Genomic DNA, 26,548 nt, shown 5'->3' on the forward strand with positions numbered 1-26,548 from the left:
GATAATCCTTACATTTGAACGTTGAGCAAATTGCTGATTTTATAAACAACATCCTCTGTATCTGCGTTAATGCTGGCCGCCTCATTGATGCTCGAAATACTTTGAAGCGCCTTGATATTCGCATTGTAACCTATCGTGTAGATTGGGATTTTGTACGTCTCAATCAGTCCTCTAATATCTTTAAGCGAATGCCCTTCATTCGTTTCCCCGTCGCTGAGCACAAAGATTAGCGGCTTCACATCCGGATTCAAGGCTATCTCATCCTGAAGCATTTTCATCGCCACCACAATACCGTCAAAAGTAGCTGTTCCTCCACTGGCTTGAAGGCTGTCTATGGCCCCAACGAACATCGACTGCTGATTTGTGTCATACTTCCCTATAGGAAGATTAATGGCTACATCACTGGAGTAAGAAACAAATCCAATACTGTTGTCCCGTCCCAAAAACTTTTGTCCTTTCAGCAGCGATTCCTTCAATCGGTTTAAGGGCTCACCGCCCATACTCCCTGATACGTCTGCTACAAACACAGCCGCTATCGGTTTACTCCCGTTCTTCTTTTCCTTCCACAGCTTCTGCGCAGCAGACAAAATACTGCCATCCACCGCTTCAAGCTCTGACTTATAGTCATTCAGGCCATTAAAACCCTTTTGCTCCGCTAATTTCTGATATTTTTCTTGTTCCACAAAATCGGCAAACTTCTGAATAATGTCGAGCTTATCCTTTGGCAAATCACCTAAAGCATAAAGCGGGCTGTCATGTCTGACACCGAAAGGGGTGAACACGTAACCTGCTTTGAAATCTGTTGCGTTCACAAAGGTTTGATACTCAAGAACAAAAGCATCAAGCATACCCGTCTTGGCTGCCTCACGCATTTGCAACGTGGTAGAAGCAATAAAAGGTACATTGGCCTGGAACTTCTCAAAGCCTTGAACCGCTTTCTCCCCAAGCAGATTGGAGCTGTCAAAGGTTCCGAGGGCAGTCACCAGAAAGTTTAGCCCTGTAGAACTGGCAAATGGATCTGTATACCCCATAGCCAACTCATTATCCGCGATAGCGTCGGTTACTGTTTTTAAATTCAGAGAACCGTATTTATCGACAAGCTCATCATATTTCGCCTTGGTTGCTACAATGCCAGTAACATTACCAACAAGACGCTTAGAGACCAGCTCAGCTTGGATGCCATCCGCTTTCACCATTTCTCCCCACAGCTCGTTGGAAGGAGTAAAAGCATCCGGTATATATTTGCCTGACCTGATATAATCGGCAGCAGTTCCCGAAGCAATATTACGGATCATGACCGAAACCGGCTTTCCATTTACCGTCGTATTGGATTTATTGAATTCTTCAGCCACCTCGTTTAACCAGCCATCAACACCCGTTCCTGATTTCTCTGTGGAAGAGAAAATCTCTACAAAGCTATCGGTTGTATTTGTTACTGAAACCGGAAACTTCGAAATATCAGGTAAGGAATCCCCGATTGACGCGGGATCGAGATCGATTTGACCCTTAATTGGCTGTATCGTTTTCACAGACACATCTTTATATAATTTATCAAGCTTTTTCGCTGCATCTTCCGTCGTGATCTGCGTCTTTGTTTTACCTAAATTTGAAGTTAAGCTAATGCCTAAATAAACAAGCAAAAAAACAGACACTGCAATAGCTCCTATCACTACAAAAGCTTTCCCCTTACCTGCCATATCCGTCTCCCTCTCCATGCTTATATAATTTAGTCTGCTTGATTAATATATCGATTTCCTTCATGCATGACATTTCCTCAACATCTCTATAATCGGTACTGTTTAACAGCGATATTTCCAATAATAATTTATCTAGCTTAAGCAAAATTTCCTCATTCGCACGAAGATAACCCGTCACGTAGGATAAGTACTCCTTGTATAAATTTGTTTTTTCCTGTACTAGCTTGTTAGATAGCCCCGCGGGTTGCTGTTGGCCTGTAAAGTTGGAGTATCCAGAGGCATTGAATACACTAAGCTTATTGAGAATACCTCTAATATTAAGATAGAACAGCTTCTCAACCTCATAAATAACCGAATCGAACTTCTTATAGCTTAACTCCGTCTGATCAAATCGCTGACTAAGAACCTCGGTCAAGGCGGTCTTCTTCTTTTCTATGCGTTCCAGCTGATCCAAAGCAAGAGCCATATCATTTTTAAGATCTTTTGCATGTCGATACGGTTGAAGCGCTGCGATATAATCCTCACGCGTTGAAATGTTTTTTACAGGCAGCGCAACTGGCGGTTTAAAAAGCAAACTATAACTCCCATATAACATAACAAGCAGGCTTACAACCAATAACGTTACGCCTGAAGCCGTTTCAAGTACACTTTCACCTCCTATTTCCACACCTAGAAGCCCAGGTGACAACACGACAATATTCAGGATCGCAACTCCGCCAATAAGCCCAAACAGCTTCAAAAATCTCCCGTTATCCAACGTTCACACTTCCCCCTGCTATTACAGTAACTTACTCCAATTCAACTTTTTAAGAAGCATCGTTATCAACACAGCTATATCGTTAAAATGTAGATATTACACTCCTTATGCTTAATTTTATCAGAGAATAACCGAACAAGCTCCTAAATCTTACTAATTTATCCGTTTGAATTTATAAATGGAAAAAAGAGATGCCTGAGGGTCTCTTTGTTATTGGATTTATAAGTAGGGGAAGGCAATGATCTGCTGCCTAGAGGCATTAGAAAGCTGAAGCTGTAATACCTAAGTACCTTACGAGGACTTACGAGGGGTAAACGATGCAATCAACCTATTAATTAAATAATAAAACAGCTGCCTAATAAGTGAAAAAGCAAAAACCCCGACCTCTTATGGTCGGGGATTCACATTGTGGAAGCGAACTGCGCCAAAGTACAACGACAATTGGCCTCAGCGCAATGATTTGATTGCTGGGATTAGTATGATTCCTTATATTCATTGCTTCCAAATCACTCTTTATGAAATGCGCAGCGCCTGTCTTCTCATCCACATCGTCGCGACCCACTTTTCACCTTTAATCACCGGTGTACCTGCATGCAAGGTGAAATCATTTATTTCATTATTGTTATAAAAATATTCAAAGTAAACAGCCATGCCTTTGTTAGGAAAAACTGAAATATTAAGCAGAGGGAACGCCGTTTCTCCGCCTTCCTCCACATCATTCAAATACATTATAAGCGTACTAATTCGATTGTTAGCACTTGCTCGATTTGTTTCTGCGAAAAAATCATAATGTGGCTGATACTCTTGGCCAGGGGTATACAGCAAAACTTGCAAGCCGTCGCCATGCTCAATGGGAATATTCATAATTTGAGAGAATCTTTTTTCGATTTTTGTAATCGTCTCATTCTCCTCACAAAATACTCCACTGCTCGTTCTAATTTGGTTCTCTGCACGATCTCCACTTATTTTTGAACGTTGCAATTGTTCCCTAGAATGTCTAATTAGCTCATCGCATTCCTCATCGCTAAGCACATTTCCTAGTACGACAACCAATGGCTCCTCATACTTGGCAAGAATACGAATCTCTCGATCTTCTGTCTTAATTGTATTTCCAGCATGATCAAATATCGTCCGCTCTTTTTCCGTCGTATCCCCTATCATTCTTACACAGCCCCTATGGTATGACATTCACCACAAAATACCATACCATACATTTCAAGTATTTACTTTAAAAAATCAGAAAAATCGAAACAATCAAACGGTCACCCCGCTATGGTTGCGCAGGTATATACATATTTTGTATCTCCTGTACTCCGGGCACGAACCCGAGATTAAAATAAACAGATTCTGCATCGTTACCTTCCATCACATACAATCGTAGAATTGAATATTTATTTTTCAGCATACTCAGCGCTCTTTGCAGCATAAGTGTAGCCAGCCCTCTTCCTCTATGAGCAGGTATTACACCGATACTATATACTGCTGCCATGTTATCTTGTAGACAAAGACGACAATTGGCAATGAGCTGACCAGAGTTCTTATCATAGATTAGTGTTGAGGCCTGAACTAATATGTCATTCGAATAATTAGGATCTTCATTTGGCATAAAATCTTCTAAAGAAAACTTTTTTCTCCTTACTGCTTCAAATCCGCCTTTAAAGCTTTCATAGTCACAATGAGCAATGTCATCTTCATTGATGAATCGCTTAGCTCCCGTCTCGTTTTCTTCAATTTGGGGACTTTCAATAATTAGATTATCATCCCAGATAACTTCGAAATGATCTGTAGGACGCTGCATCCAACGGCATCTGAATTCATCCGCCCAGAAGCCTGCCCTCGCAAATAATTGAACTTGATCAGGAAGAACCTCAAAAGTCTTAATTGGCTGCGATCTGTCAGACCAATGTATTACTATTTTTTTAAGCAGCTTCAATATCTTGAATGCATCATTAAAAGGAGGAATAAAAAATAAATGGTAGATTACGTTGGGCGCCATTCTTACGCCACCGATTTTATTCTCTCCCTCATAAATCCAATATGAATTTCTTCGCGATGCTGCATAGCTTTCTTCTCTAAAAAAACCATTATATTGCATATTATAATATACAGAACAATACAATCCCCATTCTTCTGGATCCGCCATCCGAATAGAATATTCCTTCGACAAATCATAAGTAATGGTATCCATAGACCAATTGTTTAATTGCATACTCCATACCTCCTTGTAAATTCACAAAATAATAGAATGAAAACACGAATTACTACCGTTTGATACCTCTCTACAAGACGTCCGAGAACGACAAAAAGACTACAGATGAACGTAGCTTCATCTGCAGCCTCTAATCTCCTAAGTGATCCCTATTCACAGGAATGAAATTCATTATACCTGATATAAGAATACAATTACCGCGCACATAAGTCGCGTTAGAGTAAGGGCGTATGATATTGCTATTGTTCTTAATGTACGAGTTTAGCCAAATAGCAGGTATGCAGATCATAACTGCGATCACCTCCAATTAAGCCACACCTCATATATTCAGTTATTTTTTCAACTGATTAAGAACAACAATAATCATGACACCATTCACTCCTATCGCATGCTTATTTGTCTATATTACCAACGAGAATGCCTATTTTCAATTTACTAAATAATTATAAAAGATTTCTACCCGTATTTTATCCTACAGATAGCAAAAACTTAATGACCTATAACCTGCCTAGTGCTTCTGCCTTTCTATTTTACCAGCTATAATTTGTGGGGGATAAGATTGCATTACAACATATTCACCTTTATCATTCGTTTTGGGAGTTACATTAACTGATTCACCTATCGCCAGCTCGTTGTAGAGCAGAGTATCCTCAACAATATAATTTATTAATTCAATATCATTCTTTTTAAATGTTTCAAAGTCCATACTTTCTGCATCTTTCCAAGAGATATCCTTCGCTACTAAAATTTTTTGCTCTTCTTTTGCAATAATGTAATTCCCCTTTTTGTCGTCTGATGAGGAACTGCAACCAGCTAATCCACATACGAAAATTGCTAAGGCTACTCCTAATACTAACTTTTTCAACATTTTCACCCCTATTCAGTATAACCTTTAGACGAAAATGTAAGTGATATGTTACGAACGAATACAATTTCAAGCTTTTGTTTTGGTTGATTTATCAATACGTCATCATATTTCATACTTAATCATTATTGCCACTCGGTTCAACATTCATGTTGTATTCCTTTTAAACCACCATGATGATTCACTATTTCTTCTAGTCCTTCGACCGTCTCTCTAAAAAAACTTTGCTCACTTTCAATTTCAAATTTCATCTCATTATCTTGATGTAAATGAGAGCAGGTTCCGCAGCCTGCTCATTAATATGTTCTATTCAACTAACGTTACCCACCCTCGTAACAAAAATTCATTTAAAGGCTAAGTTCTTTCTCTTAACATTGTATTTTTAACATCTACCAAGCTGATGCGTTCATTCTGGCAATTTCATCGGTTAGTCCCAGTCTGGTCATTTCTTCTACCATTACTTTTTCGACTTCCTCGCTATGAAAGCCTTTTGCGTTAAATGTACGTATCAACGCTAGTTTGCCAGCATAGGTAGCCCGCTTTAAATAACCCTGCAATTCTTCAGCTTCCAAATCATCATCCACCAGAAGTGTTTCGTGTTGCTGACCTTTATCTCCAGGATGTACATTGGTTACCCCTAGTCCATCAGGAGTAGCGACAACGATTCGTTTCTCCCTCGCTGCTTTCACTCGATCAAGGTATGTATATGGATGATCGATTTTTGGTAGGTTTAGCGCATCTACCAGTCTGGACATGACCTTACGGCGATTTGCTTGATCTTCCTCGGTTGGTGCCCATTCATATTGCGCTTCCTCTTCCTCTTGTAAGTAGTTTTGGTAGGCCTCATCACTTTCAAACGACATATATATAAAAGTACTGTCAATAGCAATTACGCTCAAAAACTCCCTAATATTGTTGGCAATGACTTCTCCAGCTTCATCCCCACCCATTGGGGAAACTCTTACAATAGGGGCATTATTTAAATCCGGGACAGATCCAAATTCCGTTAAGAAGCCGTAGTGTTCGCCATCTCCACCCGTCCACCCAAACGAAATGATATCCCAAGGAGTATTCCCATACTCACTTTGGTAATAACCTCCGTAAAAGCCGAGCTCATCCCATAACGATAGTCCTTCTTCTTCAAGTTCCTTATCTAAGGAGTACAGGTCGCTGAATATATCCAGATCAGAATATTTTCCGTAATTAATTTCCTCACTTTCCTCTGCACTCATTGTATTCTCTGTGACCGTTTCTTGCTTCGCTTGCCATGCGAGCAATTCCTCCCTGTCTTCATCTGTGACCTCGCCAGGGTTTGGAGATGTTGTAATCATAACTTTACCTATCCCAGCATTAAAAACAATTTCTGAATCTGTTAAACCACTTAATCGTTTCGAGTGAATATAAATATGCCCATCAACTAGTCGAAGCGTATCTTCCCACTCATCATGCATATAGGTCGTACCACTTCCATTTAATGTTTTGTAAGAGATAGCTAATGATCCATCTTTTTCGTGATTATAAGTCCAACCCATGGCAGTAAGTACCGAATCAAGAGGAAGATACAATCTTCGTCCCTCTATAAAAGGTTTGTTAGTAATAAGAATTTCATTCCCATCAACGTAAATATCCACTTGCTTTCCTGCCTTCTGTATATTCTCAGGGGGATTGGGTCTATCGCCACATCCACTCAGTATGCCCACGATTATGTTAAGGACAACTACCACTAATACTAGTTTCTTGACCGTCATTTCTTCTGTTCGCACATACTAATCCCCTTAGAAACGATCTCTTTTTCTATATTTTCGTCAGATAGTTAGATTATTCTGAAGTAATAAATCCAGAGGAGTACCATCAATAACGATAGTATGATGTTCAACTCTACAATACTCACTATTCATCGTTACGACTTCAATTTTATTTACCAGTTCCATTGTTTAGGCACCTCACTTTAAACAATTACCACGAAATAATGCACTACGATTTGCTCCACTAACCTACCCGCTAGTTCAAACGACCTCCTATTTTAAATTCTCAGTTGGGAGGGGCGGTGCAAACTCATATCGCCTAGCACGAGTATATACGTTGTTTTTAAGCCGTAATTCAAAACATGCACCGTTAAATAATTCGCTTTGGCAGCTTCAATATCCTTCCAGTTAAAATGCTATCTCCTCCAATATGAATCTCCAATAGTGTAACGGTAGATTGAATTATTTGACATGTATTACGACTTACCAACCCATGCATGAGTTTTTTTAATTTATTATATACGTTGACACGTATATACATTTAAGTGTATATTTAATGCATGAACACAAACACTATGCAATTAACATTACTTACACTCGCCGAGCCGAACCGCTTTAACATTGTTGAATTATTAAAAAAAGCACCACGATCGGTGAGTGAGATCGTCCAAGCGCTCAATATCGGTCAACCGCAAGTGTCTCGCCATCTACGAATTTTGAGCGAGGCTGGGTTGGTGCGCTCCCGCAACAAGGCACAACAGCGAATATATAGCCTTGAAGCAAAGCCCTTTCAGGATCTGGATGCGTGGTTTGACTCATTTAGTATCCTTTGGGAAGAGCGTCTCGATCATTTTGAGGATTATATGCTCGACTACAAAAAAAAGGAGGATTAATGCTAGCCTTTTATCTCAAGCGTTATCGCAGCAATGTTCGAAATCACCAAGCCATTTGGAATAATCGATTTGACGCACTAGAAAATGATCTAAAAAGGATGAATGAAGATGCGATCAAAAACAAAAATCCATAAAAACCGGGAACTTCGTGAGCTTACCATCGAACGGATATTAGCCTTGCCTCCCAAGCTTGCTTGGGAAGGTTGGACAAACCCGGAACATATCGCGCGTTGGTGGGGCCCTAAATTATGGACAACCACCGTCTTTGAAATGGATGTAAGACCCGGCGGTATTTGGCGTTATAGTCTCAAATCAGATGGCATTATCGGGGAAGAGGCTTTCTGCAAAGCTGTTTATCAAGAGGTTACTGAACCCTTTACACTAGTATACACCGACTCGTTTACCGACAAAGACTGGAATGTCGTAGAGAACAGCGAGATGCTAACGACTGTTCTATTCGAGGAAACAACAAATGGCACAAAGCTTAGTATCGTTACACGATTCGCAAGTGCCGAGGAATTGGAAAATGCCGAAGCAATGGGCATGATTGAAGGCTTCAATGATGCATTTGACCGACTTGAAGAATACTTAGAAACGTCGACGGGAGGACTTATGGATACAGCTACTTCAAAGGATGGAACAAAGATCGCATATGAAAAGCTAGGAAATGGACCTGCCGTTATCCTAGTATCATCGGCTGTTGCCGACCATAACGATGCAGCCCAGCTTGCCCAGCTGCTCGCAACTCATTACACCGTTTACAACTATGATCGCCGTGGCCGCGGTCAAAGCTCTGATGTCGCGCCTTATTCCGTCCAACGTGAAATCGAGGATATTGAGGCTCTAATCCAGAAGGCCGGCGGCAGTGCTTGCCTGTTTGGAAGCTCATCCGGCGCTGTGTTAGCTCTTGAAGCAGCGAGTCGATTAGGAGACCAGGTGTCGAAGCTGTATCTTTACGAACCACCGTTCATTATTAATGGCAGCCGTAAACCCTTGCCTACAGAATATGTTCACCATTTGAACACGCTAAATCAAGCAGGCAGACGCAGCGAAGCGGTCGAATACTTCATGTCGGAGGCTCTCGGTATTCCGGAAGAATATATTGGCTACATGAAAGCCGATCCTTCTTGGCAGGCGATGGAAAGCATTTCCCACACAATCGCCTATGATGGCATGATTATGGGTGACACGCAATCCGGCAAACCGCTTCCAACCGACCGATGGAAAGTAAATGTTCCCACGTTAATTATGACAGGCGAGAACAGCGAACCGCTCTTTCACGAGTCAGCCAAAGCACTTACCGAACTACTGCCTTTTGTTGAATCCCAAACGCTGCCCGGACAGGATCATTCGGCAGTCGTGATGGCTCCGAGCATTCTAGTGAAGACGATTGTCGATTATGACATCGTCCGAGAAGAAAAATGACGAGATTATTGCCATTAGAGAATACGAAATTAGCTAAACCACTATTGATTGCAAAACCTATATCCGCGATATCATCTAATGCCGCACGATTGTCTATCGTCTCTGGATTACTTTTCATCTTGATCCTGGGTTGCCTACACCTCTTAGAGCCTGAATTCGATCCGACTTGGCGTTTTATCAGCGAATACGCATTAGGCAACTTCGGCTGGATGATGCATTTTGCATTTATATTGCTCGCTGTAAGTCTCATAAGTGCCGGAGTTGCAATCTTCTCACAGATTCGTAGCGTCTTGGGATACATCGGGCTCGTTATTCTTGGACTAAGTGTCTCAGGTATCTTAATAGCAGGCATTTTTGTGACCGACCCTATATCGGTGAGTCCGGATGCTGCAACGTTCAGCGGTAAAATGCATGCCATTGGCGCCACACTCGACTATTCGCCTGTCGCCGCCCTCTTGATCAGCTTTGCATTGGTACGCAATGAAGCTTGGAGGCCCATTCGCGGACGACTGTTAATCAGCAGCGGAATTATGTTTGTTTTAATGGCGCTATTTATAATTCAAATTCCTCAAGATGGACAGTTCACTCCTGACGTACTTGCAGGTTTATTCGGAAGATTCTTAATCGCATCCTACCTTGGGTGGCTTTTGGTCGTCGGATTTCACGTGCTCAAGCTTCGCAAGCAGAGCTTATAAAAACAGATTTTCCCTACTAGCATGAACAAAAAAATCAAAAAATCCGACCTCACGAGGTCGGATTTTTTCATGGTATTGGTGGCGAACCATGGCTGTGCAAAGCCATAATTCGCCGAAGTGTGCTGCTTATACTGTTCGTTGCATGGAATGACCAGTGGCACGTCTTCCTCACAGGCACAGCCTCACTCTTTCACCGCGCCCAGCATTATACCGGAAACAAAGTACTTTTGCAGGAAAGGATATACGATCAGCATTGGCACCATAGCTATGAAAACCTTGGCCGCATTCAGCGTTCGATTAGACAGCTCGGACAGCTTCTTATATTGTTCAGGGGTCAGATTGGTGCCAACCGGAATGTTTACGACAAGCTGCTGGATATAGGTTTGAAGCGGATATTTAGCCGCAGTATTCATTAGCACTAACCCGTTGAAGAACTCGTTCCAATGATAAACGCTAAGGAACAACGCTACTGCAGCAAGTACAGGAAAGGAGCATGGAATATATACCCGAAACAGCACTGACCAAGGACCAGCACCGTCGACTACCGCCGCCTCATTCAGCTCCTTCGGCAAATTGCGGAAGAAGTTCATAATCAGGATCACGTCGAATACCGGCACTCCTCCGCCAAGTACTAACGCCCAAATCGTATCGATCAAATGATAGTTTTGAATTGTGAGATACCACGGAATCAATCCTCCGTTAAACAGCATGCAAAAGACAAGAATCCACATGAAGGTATTGCGCATTTTAAAATCCCTCTTAGGCCTTGCCAGTGGGTAAGCCATTAATACCGTCATCAGCAAAGCAAAACCTGTACCGAGCACGGTGCGCTGAATGGAAATCCAGAACGCGTTAAAGAAGAGGGCGTCATTAATAATTTCCTTATACGGCGTCAAGGAGAAGCCAATGGGATAAAGCGTAACCAAGCCTGCATTAGCAGCGGATTTCTCAGAAATTGATACACAGAATGTGTACCAAAGCGGGTAAATACAGCTAATAAGCAAAAGGCCGAGGACGACGATATTGGCAATTTCAAACGTCCGTGAGCCTAACGTTGTATTTCTGACCAATGCAGCGCCCTCCCTCAGAATACCGTGTAATCGGCATAGCGATACGCCAGACGATAGGATATGAATATCAGCACAAAGCTAATGACCGACTTGAACAAACCTGCCGCCGTCGCGAGCGAGAATTGAAGATTTTGCAAGCCCAGTCGGTACACCCATGTATCCAAAATATCTCCAGTTGAATACACAAGCGGGTTATAAAGGTTATACACTTGATCGAATCCGGCGTTCAGCACGTTGCCTAGACTTAAGACGCCCAGCAAGACAACCGTGGTTGACAGTGCAGGCAGCGTGACGTGCCTAATCAACTGCCAGCGATTGGCACCGTCAATGGCGGCCGCCTCATATAGATTGAGATTAATGCCTGTTAACGCCGCAAGATATATAATTGCGTTAAAACCAAATTCCTTCCACACATCAGTACCGATGATGAGCTGCCGGAATATCCCCGCATCCGCCATAAATAGTTTAGGATCAAAGCCGAACATTCCAAAAACCGTATTAACAACGCCATAATAGCCAAAAATTCCGATTACAATCGTTGACATAATAACCCACGATAGAAAATGCGGCAGGTAAACGACAGTCTGCACAAGCTTTTTGTAGCGCATGCTGCGAAGCTCGTTTAGCAATATGGCAAAGATGAGCGGAATGAGCAGATTAAGCACGATTTTGCCGATTGCGATGATAAAGGTATTAACGATAACCGTCTTGCTGTCATTAAGCTGAAACATATACTTGAAGTTTTCGAGCCCCACCCACTCGGATTTAAGCAGCCCCGCTCCCGGATTGAAATCCTGAAAGGCCATCAGAATTCCAAACATAGGCACAATACTGAACATCACAAGCCAGACCATACCCGGCAACAGCATCAAATAATAGTGTTTCTGATGGCCTAATTTTCTCACTAAGGCTAGCCTCCCGTCTCCCTATCAGGATAACAAAGCTTGCAAAAGGCACTTAAAACCGCCAGCGCCTTCTGCAAGAGTATGCTCGGTTACTTCTTCAAGAGCTCGGCGACTTCCGCTGTAATCTCATCTCCGCCTTGAGACTTCCAGTCCTTCACGAATTTATCGAAAGAGTCGATGGACGCTTGGCCAAGGATGATTTTCATAACGGTCTCATCCTCCATCTTCTTCAGGTTAGCCCATTTCGTTTCCATCGTTGAAGTTTGGTTATAGGTTACGCTAAAGACCTTTTTATCAATTGGAATTGTTGTGAACGGACGATCACCAATCATGATGGAGTACAAGCGCTGGAAGTCTCCGAAGTTAGCTGTACTGAAGTTGCTGACATTTAGATCATCGTACGGAGGCTTAATGACGTCTTTTACCTTTTTCGCATCCGCATACATCAGCTTGTACAAGCTGTTCGGCTTATTATAATCCTCTGGATTGGTCTCGCCTTTCAGTACTTTCAGAAGCTCGGCATACTCATATTCCGTCTCATTGGCCGCGGCCATAACGTTGCGAAGCGGATACCAAGCCACATTAACCGACAAATCAAAGGTCGCTTCATCACGTACAAGCGCATTATTCATAATCATAATGGCTTTGACGACATCCGGTTTGGCATTTTTGCTAATAACAGTGTAGGTGCTGCCCGTCGTTTTCATATGCACATTCCATTTGTTATCGTCAGAATAGACCGGATAGGCCTGCCAGTTAGCCGTCGGATCGTTTTTGAAGGAGTCCCCGTTGCCATAGCCGCCATTCCACCATGGGCCGAAGAAAATCCCCGCCTGATTGGCATTAATCGGATCCCCTACGTTGTCACGGGTACCTACTTCAGGATCAATAAGCCCTTTTTTGTACCAGTCAGCCAGCAAAGCCAACGTTTTTTTCGTATTGTCCGTCGTCGTTCCGTATGTTACCGATCCATCACCATTGTCAAGCCAGTAGCCCGGATACGCATCCATCGCGCCAAAAATCGGATCGAATCCTCCCATATTGTTAGAGGAGACGAGGAAGGTAGAATAAGGGAACGTATTTTTGGAAGGACCGGCAATACCAATCATTTTGTCCCCGCCTAGCTTGCTATCAACAAACGCTTTCGCCGTCTTTTCGACATCGGACACCGTCTTCGGCACCGGCAGCTGCAGTTTATCAAGCCAGTCCTTGCGAATCCATAAGACATGAACGCCGTCGGTATCCACCGTAATGTTCGGGAGCGAAACCATCTTGCCCTTGTAGCTGGCATTCTCCAATGCACGGCCTTCGGTGCTTGCCATGATATCCTTCACCTGTGAAGATTGATATTGCTGGAAGATGTCGGTGATATCATACAACAGTCCCGAACTCGCCGCTTTGGTCATGAAGGAGCGGTCGTCGACGACCATACCGTCTGGCAGCTTACCCGATGCGATCGTCAAGCTGACCTTCTGCTTAAAATCGTTGCCGGTGGCCGCAGTCCAATCCACAATCACATTGATGTTGTACTTTTCCTTAAGGTAACGCGTGTACTGGTTGTTGCTTACACTGTCGCCTTCCGGCAGCGTTTTGTCTGTCGGATCCACCACCATGCCGATGTGGACATCAACAGGGTTCGGAAATTTGGAGAAGGCCAGGTCATCTCCCGATAGTGCTGGGCTTGCAGAGTTTGAGTTTGGATTTGAAGACGCTTTCAAATTATTCGATGAATTGTTGGAAGAAGAGCATGCTGTCAAACTTAGAGCAAGTAATACGACGGAAAGCATCAATGCCATATTCTTTTTCATCTAATCCCTCCTCAAAAGAATGGCCAAGCAATTCTTACTTCGTAAGCAACTGCTTAGTTTCTTGCCTTCTCATTGTACATTGGAAGTTAGGAAAAAAAGTCAGACAAATGTGCCGTGTTTTGCGCCAGACACAAGGCCAAGGTAGATATTTGTTCGATCCGTTGTAGTCATTCATCCCCCTTGTGGAACTGGGCCCGAAATTCGGAGGGTAAAAGACGGGTCTGTTCATGGAACAGCTGGGAGAAATATTTGGAGTCGTTATAGCCTACGGCATGAGCAACCCAGGCGATCGACTGATTGGTTTCGCACAGCAGACGCTCTGCCGCTCTTATCCGCTCTTGTCTTAAGTATTCATTAAACGTTGAACCCGTCAGCTTCTTAAAGCATTGGCTAAAATAACTTCGGCTCATATGTACATGATCAGCGACGTCCTCGGCATGCAGTGTATTTGAAGCCTTCTCGCAAATGAATAACACAGCCTTTAGGATGCTGGTTGTCGTATTGGTAAAATCGGAGGATGAAGCAACCTGCGCATAAACACGTTTCCTGTAATCGCGCATCCATTCAACCGCAGACCGGACGTCATCGGCATCAGACCGGAGCTCTGCAGCGAGTAGAATAACGGGCTCAATTTGTGACAGCACACGCATAAATAACCCTTCCAGACGGCGAAAAGAAACCTTAGCTTCTATAGTCTGTTTACATAACCGCTGAAAAACCGATTCATTATAAAGCCAGTAGTGTGAGCGCCACTCCTGCTCCAGCCTGCACCACTCTTCTTCCTCCAGGTTTTGCTCAGGGCCATGTTTAGGCGCTGATTGCGCAGGAGTCTTGGCAGAAAGAGGTATCATTTCTCCTGTCATTTTCTGCTGGATTCGTTTCAATATTTGCTCATCATCCTCTGATTCCAGGCGCACCTTGGAAATATAATCGAGCACACCCATGCGATAAGCCGTTTGCACAATCTCAAACTCTTCGTGAAAAGATAAAATAACGGAACGCAGGTCCGGAAATCTTTGCCGTGTGACTTGAAGCAGCTCCATACCTGACATGACAGGCATCGAGAGATCTACGAATATGAGGTCCACCTCATAACTTTCCATAAACTCCAGCGCCTTCGCGCCGTTCGCCGCTTCTCCAACAACAACCATATCGTGATTGGACCAAGGCATAATCGAAATCAAACCTTTGCGTGCTAGCTTGTCATCATCAACAATTAATACACGAATCAAATCGCTCTCTCCTTTCTATGATGGAGAAAAGGAAGGGTTAAAGTAACCGTTGTGCCTTGATTTGGAGTGCTTTCTATACTCATACGAGCTTTATAGCCATAAGATGATTCCAGCATAGACCTGACATAACGAAGTCCAATTCCCCAACCCGTCTGCTGCTGATCCGGCGTGTCGCGCTGCAGCAAAGCAAGCGTCTCAAGACTCAGCCCTTTGCCATCATCACGGATTATAATGCGCACCATCTGCGCCTTTTCATCAGCCGAGATGTTGATCTCCAGCTTGCCGTTATCGTCAAGGCCATGACAGACGGCATTTTCCACAATGGGCTGCAGAATGAACCTCGCGACAGGACTATCGAGATAAACCCCTTCCGCAATATCCAGCTTCACCTCAAAATCATGCCTCATCTGCTGCAGCTCCAGATAGGTTCGCATGACCTCTATTTCCGATCTGAAGGTAGCCGTATCCTCTGATTTACCCAAGTTATAGTTCAGCAAAAAAATTAACGAGGAAACAAACTTCTCAATCTCCGCCTGCTTATGCATAACCGCCAGCCACCGTACCGAATTGAGCGTATTCATCAGAAAATGCGGGTTGATTTGATAGGCTAGCTTCTCTATCTCCAGCTGATGACGGCGCTTTTCCTTTTGCTCCACGTCCATAATTAGCTGCTGAATTTGTCGCTTCATAATATTGAATTGATCGAGTAGCCGATCGAATTCATCGATCCCCGTATGATATTGGCTGGTACCCATATATCCCTTGCCAAACGTCCTCATTTCCTTCTCGATTAGTCGAAATGGCTTGTTAATGATCCTCCGCAATAATAGTGTGAGCATAAACATCATTAGAAGAGCAATAGCGAGAATCCAGTACATATGATTTTTCCACGTATAGAGCTCGTGATTGTAGAAGGAGACAGGAAGCAGCAACGTGATGCCGTAGCCATAGTCACCTGTCATTCGGTTCCATACATACCCGCCCGTCACTCCCGATTGCCCGCTTAGACTGAGACGCTGGCCAGCACTAAAAGCAGTTGAATTGCTGCTATAGGTCACCAAGCCCGCCGTATCGGTGAAAACAAGCATATAGGGCATACTCAAGCTTTCTGTAAGCGAATTCATAACGGTGGAGATATCCGACTTTGCTTCAACATAAACAACTAATTTCGTTCCATTTGAAAATTCAACCTCCCTTGTCACCGACATAACCAGATCATCGCTGAATCGGCATAGGGATTTATGCGGGGACTGGTATTTCAGCTCACCGGTACCGGCGACACTCGGCAAAGATTGCAGCGTAAAGTCACCGCGCAGCGGCAAATTCGAATAAGAAGTATTTCCGCTCGCGGGATTATAATACATCACCAGCTCCATAGCCGGATTCGAAAAAGTAATTAATCCAATGTTGTAGGCGATATCGCGTGAGAGAAGACGCTGACTATACGTGTCCGCGGTGGAGATATACGTCTCCATCAGGTTGCCAACCGTACCTTCCGGTGTCATCTGCTGTGTAACTTGTAGCAAGTTACTGTACATCTGATTCAACTTTGTCGTTTGCTGATATAGATCAAAAGCCATAGAGGTCTTGATTTTATCGCGCTGCATCGTGTAGATCGCATTATAGGAAACAGACGCCATTAAGATGGCATATCCTACAAATCCAACGGTCAGAAACACCATGATTCGTTTGCGAAGAGAGGTGAAAACAAACCGATTGCGCAGCATAGACACGATGCTTATTTTCCTACTTGTAGACTTCATAGAGCGATTGCCGTCCACCTCCACCACCTCACAACAAGTATGAATCAATATTCGCTGTTTTACAGGTTTATCCTTCCTTGTGGGGAGAGCGCTGTGTTGCACAGACACATAGCGATCTGAGAAAAAGCAAAAACCCACAACCTGTTGCGGTTGTGAGTTTGCTTGGTGGAGGTAAACCGTGGTTATGCAAAACCACAATTCGCCGTTGTATATCTCTACAATATGCCTACAACGATCCACTCACAAGCCGCCCTTGGTACCATACCGCTTGACGCGCCGCTCTTCGCGCTACCGCTTCAGCCGTGCAGCTTGCGTGCAATAGTACAAAGCTCGCGTCGTCTCCGATCTTAGGCCACACCTGCTGACCTTTTGAATCAAGTGGCGTTATCCCCCCAGTAATGAAACTGATGGCTTGAGATAGTGATAATTCATCGTTATACCCATACAATTCTGCGAATCGCCCTGCTTTATCTAATTGATCTCCATTCCCGAAGGGAGACCAGTGATCTGTAAGGCTATCCGTTGCCAATTTTACCGCTACTCCATTTTTAGTTAACATCGGGAGCGGCATCGTCATCTTGCCAATCGGAACCGTCGAAGCAACGGACATACCAAGCGATCCCATCCGTTTAGCCACTTCCTCCGCCTCTTGTGGCTGCGCACCTGCAAACCAGAACGCATGACTAACCGTTACTTTTCCTTGCAAACCAGCCTCTTCGGTCAGATCAACTAAACGCATCAGAGCTTGCTTGCCCGCTTCGTTTCTATCATGTAAGTGAATATCGATACCAGCATTATTCAAAACCGCTAGTTCTACGATGGTCTGCAGTGACTTCTCTATATTTCCATCAACTGAGAATGGATCTACTCCACCAACATGAGTTGCCCCCTCTGCCAAAGATTGCTTTACGAGTTGAACAGAATCCGATAGCAGAATCCCATGCTGGGGGAAAGCGACAATTTCTGATGAAATTTTACCTGAGAATGTATCTAGCGCCTGCTTAGTCGCCTCTAACCGTTGAAGTCCACTGGTAGGCTCGATATTACAATGGGTGCGAACATGAGTAGCCCCATATCCCTGTATAAGAGTTAAGATGCTTTCGGCTTGTTGTCTTGCCATTGGAAGGAGCTTAGGCAATAATAGTTTCTCTTCCTCAATCCTCTCGAAGATGCTCGATACAGGCTTTACCGCTTTCCAAGGTCCATCGAAATACGTTTTATCCAAATGAATATGAGCCTCTTCGAACGAAGGCAGCATCAATAACTCTTTACAATCATATTTAACAGTTTCACTTTGAATATCCCGTTCTGTCCCTATAATTTCAGCAATAATACCGTTTTCAATTCGTAAATGACAAATTTTCGTTTTCGTACCAGAGACCTGTCCATCTTCCATATCATAACCCTGTTCTAATCTTACATTCGTTAACCAATAAGAAGCGTTCAATCGATCATCTCCTGTCTTTACCCCTATTATAATTGTGTCCTCTTTATTCCCAATCTACTTCTATGGTATCACTAACCACTATTTTACGATAATCTCAATAGCGTTAGCATCCCCGCTTAGCTTGCAATTGAAACTACAATACATATATTATGGCCGCATCGCATTTGAGTAAAGTGTATAGGGAGAAAGAATTTGCAGTTATGTATTACGAAGCTCATATCAAAATTAACAAAAACACCATCCTCATGCGGATGGTGTTAATGATGGCGGAGGCGAGAGGAATGGATACCTCTTATATTCAATTTCACCCAAACGACTGAGTAAAAAAAGGCTCTACCTTAACTGGTGGAGCCCTCTAGTTTTTTATGTAATTAAATTATGCCGAGATTCTTCTGCCTTCACTATCCGTAAACTTTCCTACAATAATCATAATTAGGTCAATCAGCAACCAAATTCCCAATCCACCTAAAGTAATAATTTGCAAAATAGCCGTGCCTATTTTCCCGACATAAAACCGATGGATGGAAAACCCTCCCAAGAAAAAACAAAATAGTAATGCAGCTACAAATGATTTAGGACTTTTATCCATGATACATTCCTCCATATTATTATATAATACCCTCCTATTCTATCGACAGAAAACCCATCAAATGTTAATTTTTCTAGTTGATGAGGTTCCTATAAATTTTAGGGGTCCTTTGATGCGTTCACTAGCCAAAAGAATTGCGCAAAGTGATTTAATTGATGTAAATATGATTGGATCTGCAGCTATGGAAAGCCAATGAAAAAGAGGATAATTTTCCGTGAAGATAAAACAATTCTGTACCCTTCTTTCAGTCACTAACTTAACGAAACCGGTGTCGTGTTAAACTAACTCAACATAAAAAGAGCTGTCGAGACTTTCTCGACAGCCTTAGCCTGCCATATGGCAGGCTTTTTGTATGAAAGCACTATGCGTTAATTATTTTAATGCTTCCAATATTGCTTTTAGGTCCGCATTGGTTTGAAGCGTGTGTAAAATAATCGTTAATGCTTCAGCGCGAGATGATGGTTTGTTTGGCGCAAATTGTCCATTACCCGCTCCGTTAATAATTCCTGCCACTGCTGCTTGCTTGATTTGCTCTTTGTTCCACGCCTCATCAATATCTGTGAAAGCAGGCGCTGAAGCTGTGTTTACAGCTTTAAGGTCAATGATTTTAGAAATAATGGAAATGATTTCTGCACGGCTGATTTCTTTGTTTGGTTTAAATGTGCCATCTTCGTACCCTGAGATAATGCCGCTTTCAATTAAAGCAGCAATTGATGCTGAAGCCCAGTGATCGGAAACGTCACTTAGCTTATTTTTATCACCCGTTGCAGAAAGGTCAAATACCTTTGCAATAATAGTAGCAAATTCGGCGCGGGTAATACTTGCGTTAGGATGGAAGGAACCATCCTCATATCCGTTTACAATCCCCAATTTCACGAAAATATGAACGGTTGCCCCAGCCCAGTGAGATTTTGTATCTTTGAACTCAACATCAGTAGGATTAGCTTTCGCTTCCTCTACTTTCTTGTTTAAGCTGGAGATCACTTTTTCCACTTGAATCACATTTTGATCAAATCTCACTTCAGGCGGTGCTGTCGGTTTTGGTTCAGGTGTTTTTTCAGGCTTTGTTGTTGGCGCTGGAGTAGGTGTCGGATTGCTATGATCTCCACCGCCGCCAGAGCTTACTTTAACCTCAACTGCCTTTGTTCCATAAACGGCACTGCCGTCAGCAGCCGTTGCTTTAACGGTAACTGTACCTGCTGAAACACCCGTCAATACTCCGCTTTTGCTGATTGTTGCTGTACCTGTTCCGTTTTCAACAGACCACTCGATTGATTTGTCCGTTGCATTAGCAGGAGCAACGGTCGCGTCAACGGTTAACGTCTGGCCAACCAGCACGCTGGAATCACCTGTTAACGCAATCGAAGCTACAGGGACTTGGACAGCCGTAATCGTAAGAATCGTGCTGCCTACAACTCCGCTCTCATCGGTAGCTGTTGCTTGGACCGTTACTGTGCCTGGATTGCCGACAGTAAGCTCGCCAGTTGTTTTATCAATAACAGCCGTACCTGTTCCATCTATTACGGACCAAGCGACCGCTTTGTTTGTTGCGTTGCTAGGAGCTGCCACAGCATTCATTTGCAGCTTCTTACCTGATTCGATTGTATCAACTTCACCATCCGCCGATACGGAAATCGTTTGAACAGGTATGGTGGGCTCCTTAATTTCGATCGTTTTGGTTCCATAAACGGTACTGCCGTCAATAGCCGCTGCTATAACGGTTACCGTACCTGCTGAAGTACCGGTCAATACACCGTTTGTACTGATTGTCGCAGTGCCTGTTTCGTTTTCAACAGACCACTCGATCGATTTGTCCGTTGCATTTGCAGGAGCAACGGTCGCGTCAACGGTTAACGTCTGGCCAACTAGCAAGCTGGAATCCCCTGTTAACGTAATCGAGGATACAGGGACTTGGGCGGCTGTTATCGTAACAATAGTACTGCCAACAACTTCACTTTCATCGGAAGCTGTTGCTTGGACCGTTACTGTACCTGGATTGCCTGCAGTAAGCTCTCCCGTTTCTTCGTCAATTACAGCTGTACCCGTCCCATCAATAACAGACCAAGTAACCTGTCGGTATGTTGCATCGCTAGGAGCTACAACAGCATACATTTGAAGAGTCTTACCTGATTCGATTGTAGAAACCTCATCTTCCGCTGTTACGGATATGTTTTGAACAGGTATGACAGGTTCATGGATTTTAATCGTTTTTGTTCCATAAACGTTGCTGCCGTCATTAGCCGTAGCTTTAACGGTAACCGTACCTGCCGAAATACCAGTCAACACACCGCTAGTGCTGATTGTTGCTGAGCCTGTTCCGTTCTCAACTGACCATTTTACCATTTTGTAAGAGGCGTCTACTGGCAATATATCCGCGCGCATAGCCAAAGTATCGCCAATAAGTAAGGAAGAAGCATCCCCTGCGCTACCTACATTGGTTGCTGCCACAGGTGTAAATTTTTTGTTAAAAGGTTCATTCGTTATGAATTGAGAACCTGAATATAAAGAAAGAGGTACATTATAAATTTCACTAATGCCCGATTTAATTTGGAAAGTGACAAATCCGTTAACGGTGTACCACGAGTAACCCTCGTCTACCGTATTCGTCCTCGTATACATACTACCATTACCCTGGTCGTTTGGGTCTATGTTATAGAAGGTTAAAGCGGTATCTGCGGAATGTGCAAAAATTTCAGTTCGATCATCCACAAACTCGCCATTGGTATCATAAACAGCAAAGGTTACGTTTATATACCCGGGTTGACTCAGAACCATTTCTTTTAACTCGACATAGCTTACGGGAAGAGTGGGTTTACTTGCCGAAATATTACTGACAGTAACTTGACCTAATCCATAACCCATGTTTGGAACCCAGCTCACTACACCGTCGCTTACGTATCCACCTACAATGGATTGCGTGCTATTCGTATCAACAGTAACGCTGTTTTGTTTTGGCAATAGGTTGGGTGCCTGAACGACATCGCTATTCGAATATCTGATGTATGCATGCTCTGCCTCACTTAGTCTTTCCGAGCCAAAGATAATGGTGACTTGGCTTGTTTTGATCACACATCCACTTAACAGACTCAGAATTAAAACCGAAACTAAAAATAAATTGCGTATTGAAAATCGTTTCATGTTAACTTATCTCCTCATCTCTATAGTTAGATCCATTATATCCAAGCCCAATGACGGCAAAATGACAAACTTCGACAAAAGCAAAAAAAGCCCCTAATATTTTAGGAGCCTTTCATATCTACTCATTCTTATTTATCCAGCTCGGACAGCAGACTGAAATATAAATCAGCAACCTCGCGGGAGGGCTTTATACCGATCTCTCTATGCAGCGTATCTTCGTATTGCCTATATTGCCGGGTCAACACTTCCTTGTTCTCTTGCAAAGCATAAGCTTTCATAAGCAGCATAAAGGATTGTTCATCTAGTTCATTGCGCGACACAAGCTTCATTAATAGCCTAATGGCAGCATTCGTCTCGCCTTTATTTAACAAAGCCATGCATAATCGCTGGGTAAAGGAGGTATAAAGCAACGAAAGACGCTCAATCTCGTTCCAAGCCCATGCAAAAGCATGATCCCCAAATAAGTCACCTGCGTACAACTGCTCTAGTTCAATCGCCTCTTCCAGATTCGTCTCATCCACGACTGTCATTTTTCTACAGCCTTCTTCAAAGCTTAAAAGGTCTACACTCACCTCACTCAGACTAAGAGCGTAGTGGTTGCTGTCAGAATGCAAATTCTCTCTCAGGCCAAATGGATCTAATACCTTTCGCAGCTGATAGACGGTCGTATTCAAATAAACCTCAGCATTCTTTTGTGGCATGTCGCCAAACAGCTCTTCGATCAGTCTTGCTCTGGATATCAGCCTTCCTTTATGCATAAGCAAATAGCCAAACAGTTCTGCGCTTTTGCTTGATTTCCATTTCGCCCTTATACCCTGCGTGCTTTGAATATCTATAACACCTAAGCAGTTAAACCTCGTCTCATTTAAAGGCGCCGCCCACTCCCCTTGCCGCAAGTGCTCTTTACGCAACTCAGCAAACGCTCTTTGCAGCGTTTTTTGAAGTCGTTCCAGCACAACCGGCTTTACGATATAGTCGAAGGCATAAACATCAAAGGCAGGCAAAGCATATTCTTTGTGGGAGGTCAGGAACACGATCTTTATTTCTCTTCCAACCTCTCTTAACCGTTCGGCAAGCTCTAGCCCAGTTTCCCTCGGCATGCTTATATCCAGAAACACCAAGTCTACATCATGATTCATCAGATAAAAAAATGCTGTTTCTGTCTCCGTGAAGCTGCCTGCAATTTCCACTTTCACAGACGTCTTCGCAAGCATCCGTTTCATAATTAAATGCATCGCCTTCTCGTCATCAATAAGGATAACCTTCAACCTGCGCTCGCCTCCAAGCTGCTTCGTCTGAATGCATGTGCAGATGGCGTAGGAACGGAGAAGTAAAAGGTACTTCCTTGCTCAGAACTATCGAACCAAATGTCTCCACCATTTAAACGAACAAATTCCCTGCATAACGTAAGTCCCAAACCGACGCCCCGTTCTCCTGCTGTTCCTGTTGATGACACCGGATAACCTTCCAGTAGCAGTGAGCTGGCTTGTTGCGGCGGTATACCATCTCCAGAATCACTTACAGAAATAATTAGTTTATCGGCATGATGTTCTGCTTTTAACCGGATCGTGCCGCCGATGTTGGTAAATTTAACGGCATTGGACAATAAATTTCGGACGATCAAATCCAGCATTTCTTTGTCAGCTAGCACAAACGTATCCTTCGGTATTTCCGATATCAATTGGATTTTTTTACTCTCGCAGCGAACCGTCAATAACCGGATGCAGACCTGTACGGTATGATATATGTCTCTCTCCACTGGATTAAATACCATGCCTTCACGTTGGCTTCGGAACCATTCCAACAAGCTCTCTACCAGTGCAAAAGTATTTTCAATTTGCTGTCCCATTTCATGGACGATTTCCTCATGCTCTCCGCCGGAGCCTTGCAGCTCGTCCTCCATGAGCTCCATCAAATTGATGAGCACCGCAAGCGGATCACGAATATCATGAGCGACTACGCTAAACATTCGATCCTTGAACATGTTTAGTTCGCTTAGCTGTCGGGCATTATCAAGCAGCCGCTCCTCTGAACGCACCATTTCCGTAACATCGCTTAACAAAAACATTTTGCCGGCAGGCTTCTGGTTCTTATCACTAATCAAGGACATATGCACATTATAATAGGGTTCATCCGCTTGACCCGAAATTTGAACCTTGCTGCTCAAAGAAGGCCCTTGCATGATTTTCTCCAACAGCAATGGATATTGCGAAAAGACTTGTGCAGCTGGCAAACCGATCCACTTATTATTTATCCCTTTAATAACCCTCTTGCTGGATTGGTTAAAGCTAGTTAGCGTATTTTCCAAATCAAATATAATTACCGCATCCTGCATGGATGCAAACACCTTTTGCAGCGCTAAGGGCGCTAGTCTAAGCATGTTAAATTGATAAATCCCCCACATGTAGAAGATTCCTGAGAAAATAAAACCAAATGGGGAGATATCAATGGGCATATAAATGACATTGCTTAAGTAAATAAGCGTAAATCCAAAAGGCCCCCATGATCCAATGATCATAAAAGCGATTTGTTTCTTCATGCGAGATGTCGCTTTTAGAAACATTTCAACCATTAATCCCATGCCTACTACAAAGAAGGAATACGAATAGTAGACATGCAGCTTGTATAAAGGTCCTTTCTCCGTCGTTACCAGCGGAAAGCCCTCTGAGTAATTCAAAGTCATGCTTTTATAAAATAAATGATGCCAATCGTTCGTATAATGAGCTACAAATGTAATGGAAGGAACAATCATTAGCAGCGCTACTACCCATTTTCGAACGAGCGCTTGCCTTCCCGTATATTGCAGCACCATTATAATCCATAGAATAGTGCCAAATGGGATGCCTAGATATTCAATTCGAAGCCAGAAGCGTATATGCTCTAAATCGGTGCTAACAATTTCAAAAGCATATCCGAAAGTGTACAATGAACCCGTCAACATGCCTAGCCCATAACTAATTGAAATAGGCAGCTCTTTTCTTTTCCAAGAGAGATAACACAGCATTAGCGAGCAGCAGGTAGCCGCCATCAGCAATGCTGATAAATATAAATTGTAGCTCATAGATGTTAGCCCCCGTGCTTTATGTACTCTCTCGTTATGCTTCTCTTATGTTAGCAGATGAAGTTGTAAAAACATATATTGCCGCAGCAAAAAATTGCATAAAACACTATTTTTTATTATTAAAAATTCGAACCCTAAAAAGCCCACTAGGTAAATTTCACCTAATGAGCTTTTGGCCCGCTGTAGTCGGTTACGATTACCGCAACGATTTTAATGCGCCGCTCCAAGCGAGCACTTGGTTGAGCATGCCATTCACATTGGTAAAATGCAGATCTACGGGCTAGAACAGCATTCCGTTCTCAAAATCAGAAAATAGCGACAAAGTCCACAAAAACAAGAGCTTCACTACCGCAAAACTGACCGGAAAGGCTGCTGGTACTACACAGCCCCCCCATCCCGCCGAATGAAAGCTATTGCCAGACGATAATAAAGGTGGCTACGCTAGACCTTCCCTCGCTGCTAGAACAAGCGACATGCTCTGTCTGATGTCCACGGATCGGCCCCATATGCCAGCTAGTCACGAACCGACTCATTCATCTGGCATTATAGAAGTACGCTAATCAATGCAATCAAAGCAGGTAGGCCTTGGACCAACCAAATAGACCGTTTCGCTGTCGCTCCTCCGTACAATGCCGCAATTAGAACGCAAATCAAGAAGAAGATTACAATAGACTCGCCTGTTTGAGCATTGGGATGCACCAAACCCCAGATAATCCCGGCCGCCAGAAAGCCATTGTATAGTCCTTGGTTAGCGGCCAGTGATTTTGTGACTGCTGCCTCTTCCTTCGTCGTGCCGAACGTTTTCATCCCGCGCGGGGTCGTCCATAGAAACATTTCTAGTATGAGAATATAGATGTGCTCAAGCGCTACAATTCCGACTAATAGGGAAGCAATAATAGTCACTACCTCCTTGGATGATTTGTATTCTATTTTTCCATTAATTCTAACATAATATTCAAAAGTCTACCGGCAAGATCACATCGCTTTATATAGAAATGAACGGTAATGGATTTCATGCCTGACATTTTGACGATTCGACCCATTCGCCAAGGGCAGAAGAATACTAAGATTAACTTAATGACATTGCCTAACACGGCGCTCTTTGTTCATGGTTTGGTGGAAGCGAGGGGGATCGCCCCCCTTTATATACAGAATTTTTTCTCAGTGCATTCTCGTGTTAGAAATATAGTACTGCTGCATAGCTCACTGAACTAATGTTCTCCGTTAACGAAATGATTCAAAGTTCTTT

At 43.3% G+C, this 26,548-nt stretch carries 22 protein-coding genes and 1 pseudogene; 5 read left to right on the forward strand and 18 right to left on the reverse strand.

Annotated features, from left to right (window positions below; genetic code table 11):
- Positions 1 to 8: 8 nt before the first annotated feature.
- The 6 genes from ACIFSR_RS06985 to ACIFSR_RS07010 all read right to left on the reverse strand — a co-directional run bounded on the left by ACIFSR_RS06985 (position 9) and on the right by ACIFSR_RS07010 (position 7,291).
- Positions 9 to 1,697, reverse strand: coding sequence for a VWA domain-containing protein (locus ACIFSR_RS06985; RefSeq protein WP_430056124.1), 1,689 nt, complete (start codon positions 1,695 to 1,697; stop codon positions 9 to 11).
- The gene (locus ACIFSR_RS06990) at positions 1,687 to 2,454 is read right to left on the reverse strand and encodes a hypothetical protein (RefSeq protein WP_430056127.1); all 768 of its coding nucleotides are present in this window, start codon (positions 2,452 to 2,454) and stop codon (positions 1,687 to 1,689) included. The genes ACIFSR_RS06985 and ACIFSR_RS06990 overlap by 11 nt, the downstream gene beginning before the upstream one ends.
- 513 nt (positions 2,455 to 2,967) lie before the next feature.
- On the reverse strand, positions 2,968 to 3,615 hold the full coding sequence (locus tag ACIFSR_RS06995) for a 2OG-Fe(II) oxygenase (RefSeq protein ID WP_339206093.1): 648 nt from the start codon (positions 3,613 to 3,615) through the stop codon (positions 2,968 to 2,970).
- Positions 3,616 to 3,724: 109 nt separating this feature from the next.
- Positions 3,725 to 4,663 carry a GNAT family N-acetyltransferase gene (locus ACIFSR_RS07000; protein ID WP_430056130.1) on the reverse strand — a complete coding sequence of 313 codons (939 nt, stop codon included), beginning with the start codon at positions 4,661 to 4,663 and terminating at the stop codon, positions 3,725 to 3,727.
- A gap of 508 nt (positions 4,664 to 5,171) precedes the next feature.
- A complete protein-coding gene (locus ACIFSR_RS07005) occupies positions 5,172 to 5,531 on the reverse strand; it encodes a DUF3221 domain-containing protein (protein ID WP_339206089.1) in 360 nt (119 codons plus the stop codon).
- A 386-nt stretch (positions 5,532 to 5,917) separates the two neighbouring features.
- The gene (locus ACIFSR_RS07010) at positions 5,918 to 7,291 is read right to left on the reverse strand and encodes a hypothetical protein (protein ID WP_430056133.1); all 1,374 of its coding nucleotides are present in this window, start codon (positions 7,289 to 7,291) and stop codon (positions 5,918 to 5,920) included.
- A gap of 557 nt (positions 7,292 to 7,848) precedes the next feature.
- On the opposite strand from ACIFSR_RS07010, the gene ACIFSR_RS07015 reads away from it, so the two are divergent.
- Genes ACIFSR_RS07015 through ACIFSR_RS07030 form a run of 4 tightly spaced genes read left to right on the forward strand, consistent with a single transcriptional unit; the run spans position 7,849 to position 10,286 of the window.
- Positions 7,849 to 8,166, forward strand: a complete 318-nt coding sequence (locus ACIFSR_RS07015) for an ArsR/SmtB family transcription factor (RefSeq protein WP_430056135.1) — start codon at positions 7,849 to 7,851, stop codon at positions 8,164 to 8,166.
- Entirely contained in the window at positions 8,166 to 8,300 is a 135-nt protein-coding gene (locus ACIFSR_RS07020; protein ID WP_430056137.1) for a hypothetical protein, read from the forward strand. The genes ACIFSR_RS07015 and ACIFSR_RS07020 overlap by 1 nt, the downstream gene beginning before the upstream one ends.
- On the forward strand, positions 8,275 to 9,591 hold the full coding sequence (locus tag ACIFSR_RS07025; RefSeq protein WP_430056139.1) for an alpha/beta fold hydrolase: 1,317 nt from the start codon (positions 8,275 to 8,277) through the stop codon (positions 9,589 to 9,591). Before ACIFSR_RS07020 ends, ACIFSR_RS07025 begins: the two co-directional genes overlap by 26 nt.
- Positions 9,588 to 10,286 (forward strand): DUF998 domain-containing protein, encoded by a 699-nt coding sequence (locus tag ACIFSR_RS07030; protein ID WP_430056141.1) that lies wholly within the window; start codon positions 9,588 to 9,590, stop codon positions 10,284 to 10,286. The genes ACIFSR_RS07025 and ACIFSR_RS07030 overlap by 4 nt, the downstream gene beginning before the upstream one ends.
- A gap of 182 nt (positions 10,287 to 10,468) precedes the next feature.
- Here the strand turns inward: ACIFSR_RS07030 and ACIFSR_RS07035 are convergent, their stop codons facing one another.
- The 7 genes from ACIFSR_RS07035 to ACIFSR_RS07065 all read right to left on the reverse strand — a co-directional run bounded on the left by ACIFSR_RS07035 (position 10,469) and on the right by ACIFSR_RS07065 (position 19,100).
- Positions 10,469 to 11,356 (reverse strand): carbohydrate ABC transporter permease, encoded by an 888-nt coding sequence (locus ACIFSR_RS07035; RefSeq protein WP_339206077.1) that lies wholly within the window; start codon positions 11,354 to 11,356, stop codon positions 10,469 to 10,471.
- 14 nt (positions 11,357 to 11,370) lie between these two features.
- Entirely contained in the window at positions 11,371 to 12,261 is an 891-nt protein-coding gene (locus ACIFSR_RS07040; RefSeq protein ID WP_076270718.1) for an ABC transporter permease, read from the reverse strand.
- Between the two features lie 89 nt (positions 12,262 to 12,350).
- Complete coding sequence (locus ACIFSR_RS07045) at positions 12,351 to 14,069, reverse strand: extracellular solute-binding protein (RefSeq protein WP_430056144.1); 1,719 nt, start codon at positions 14,067 to 14,069, stop codon at positions 12,351 to 12,353.
- 167 nt (positions 14,070 to 14,236) lie between these two features.
- Positions 14,237 to 15,301 (reverse strand): response regulator, encoded by a 1,065-nt coding sequence (locus ACIFSR_RS07050; protein WP_339206074.1) that lies wholly within the window; start codon positions 15,299 to 15,301, stop codon positions 14,237 to 14,239.
- The gene (locus ACIFSR_RS07055; protein WP_430056148.1) at positions 15,298 to 17,064 is read right to left on the reverse strand and encodes a sensor histidine kinase; all 1,767 of its coding nucleotides are present in this window, start codon (positions 17,062 to 17,064) and stop codon (positions 15,298 to 15,300) included. Before ACIFSR_RS07055 ends, ACIFSR_RS07050 begins: the two co-directional genes overlap by 4 nt.
- A gap of 226 nt (positions 17,065 to 17,290) precedes the next feature.
- Positions 17,291 to 18,511, reverse strand: a complete 1,221-nt coding sequence (locus tag ACIFSR_RS07060) for an amidohydrolase (protein WP_430056151.1) — start codon at positions 18,509 to 18,511, stop codon at positions 17,291 to 17,293.
- 376 nt (positions 18,512 to 18,887) lie between these two features.
- A complete protein-coding gene (locus ACIFSR_RS07065; protein WP_339206070.1) occupies positions 18,888 to 19,100 on the reverse strand; it encodes a TM2 domain-containing protein in 213 nt (70 codons plus the stop codon).
- A 61-nt stretch (positions 19,101 to 19,161) separates the two neighbouring features.
- Between ACIFSR_RS07065 and ACIFSR_RS07070 the strand changes: the two genes are divergently transcribed.
- Complete coding sequence (locus ACIFSR_RS07070; RefSeq protein ID WP_430056154.1) at positions 19,162 to 19,296, forward strand: DUF3626 domain-containing protein; 135 nt, start codon at positions 19,162 to 19,164, stop codon at positions 19,294 to 19,296.
- Between the two features lie 176 nt (positions 19,297 to 19,472).
- Here ACIFSR_RS07070 and ACIFSR_RS07075 read toward each other — a convergent pair whose 3' ends face one another.
- The 5 genes and pseudogenes from ACIFSR_RS07075 to ACIFSR_RS07095 form a co-directional block, all read right to left on the reverse strand.
- Positions 19,473 to 22,238: an Ig-like domain-containing protein gene (locus ACIFSR_RS07075; RefSeq protein ID WP_430056157.1), complete on the reverse strand. Its 2,766-nt coding sequence runs from the start codon at positions 22,236 to 22,238 to the stop codon at positions 19,473 to 19,475.
- 128 nt (positions 22,239 to 22,366) lie between these two features.
- A complete protein-coding gene (locus ACIFSR_RS07080; protein ID WP_430056159.1) occupies positions 22,367 to 23,506 on the reverse strand; it encodes a response regulator in 1,140 nt (379 codons plus the stop codon).
- Complete coding sequence (locus ACIFSR_RS07085) at positions 23,503 to 25,299, reverse strand: histidine kinase N-terminal 7TM domain-containing protein (protein ID WP_430056161.1); 1,797 nt, start codon at positions 25,297 to 25,299, stop codon at positions 23,503 to 23,505. Before ACIFSR_RS07085 ends, ACIFSR_RS07080 begins: the two co-directional genes overlap by 4 nt.
- Positions 25,300 to 25,495: 196 nt before the next feature.
- Positions 25,496 to 25,621, reverse strand: a pseudogene (locus ACIFSR_RS07090) (NADPH-dependent oxidoreductase); the annotation flags it as partial.
- Positions 25,622 to 25,842: 221 nt separating this feature from the next.
- Positions 25,843 to 26,202, reverse strand: a complete 360-nt coding sequence (locus tag ACIFSR_RS07095) for a DUF1304 domain-containing protein (RefSeq protein WP_076270727.1) — start codon at positions 26,200 to 26,202, stop codon at positions 25,843 to 25,845.
- Between the last annotated feature and the right edge of the window lie 346 nt (positions 26,203 to 26,548).

The sequence above is a fragment of the Paenibacillus sp. NRS-1760 genome (genome assembly GCF_050467785.1).
GTDB lineage: Bacteria > Bacillota > Bacilli > Paenibacillales > Paenibacillaceae > Pristimantibacillus.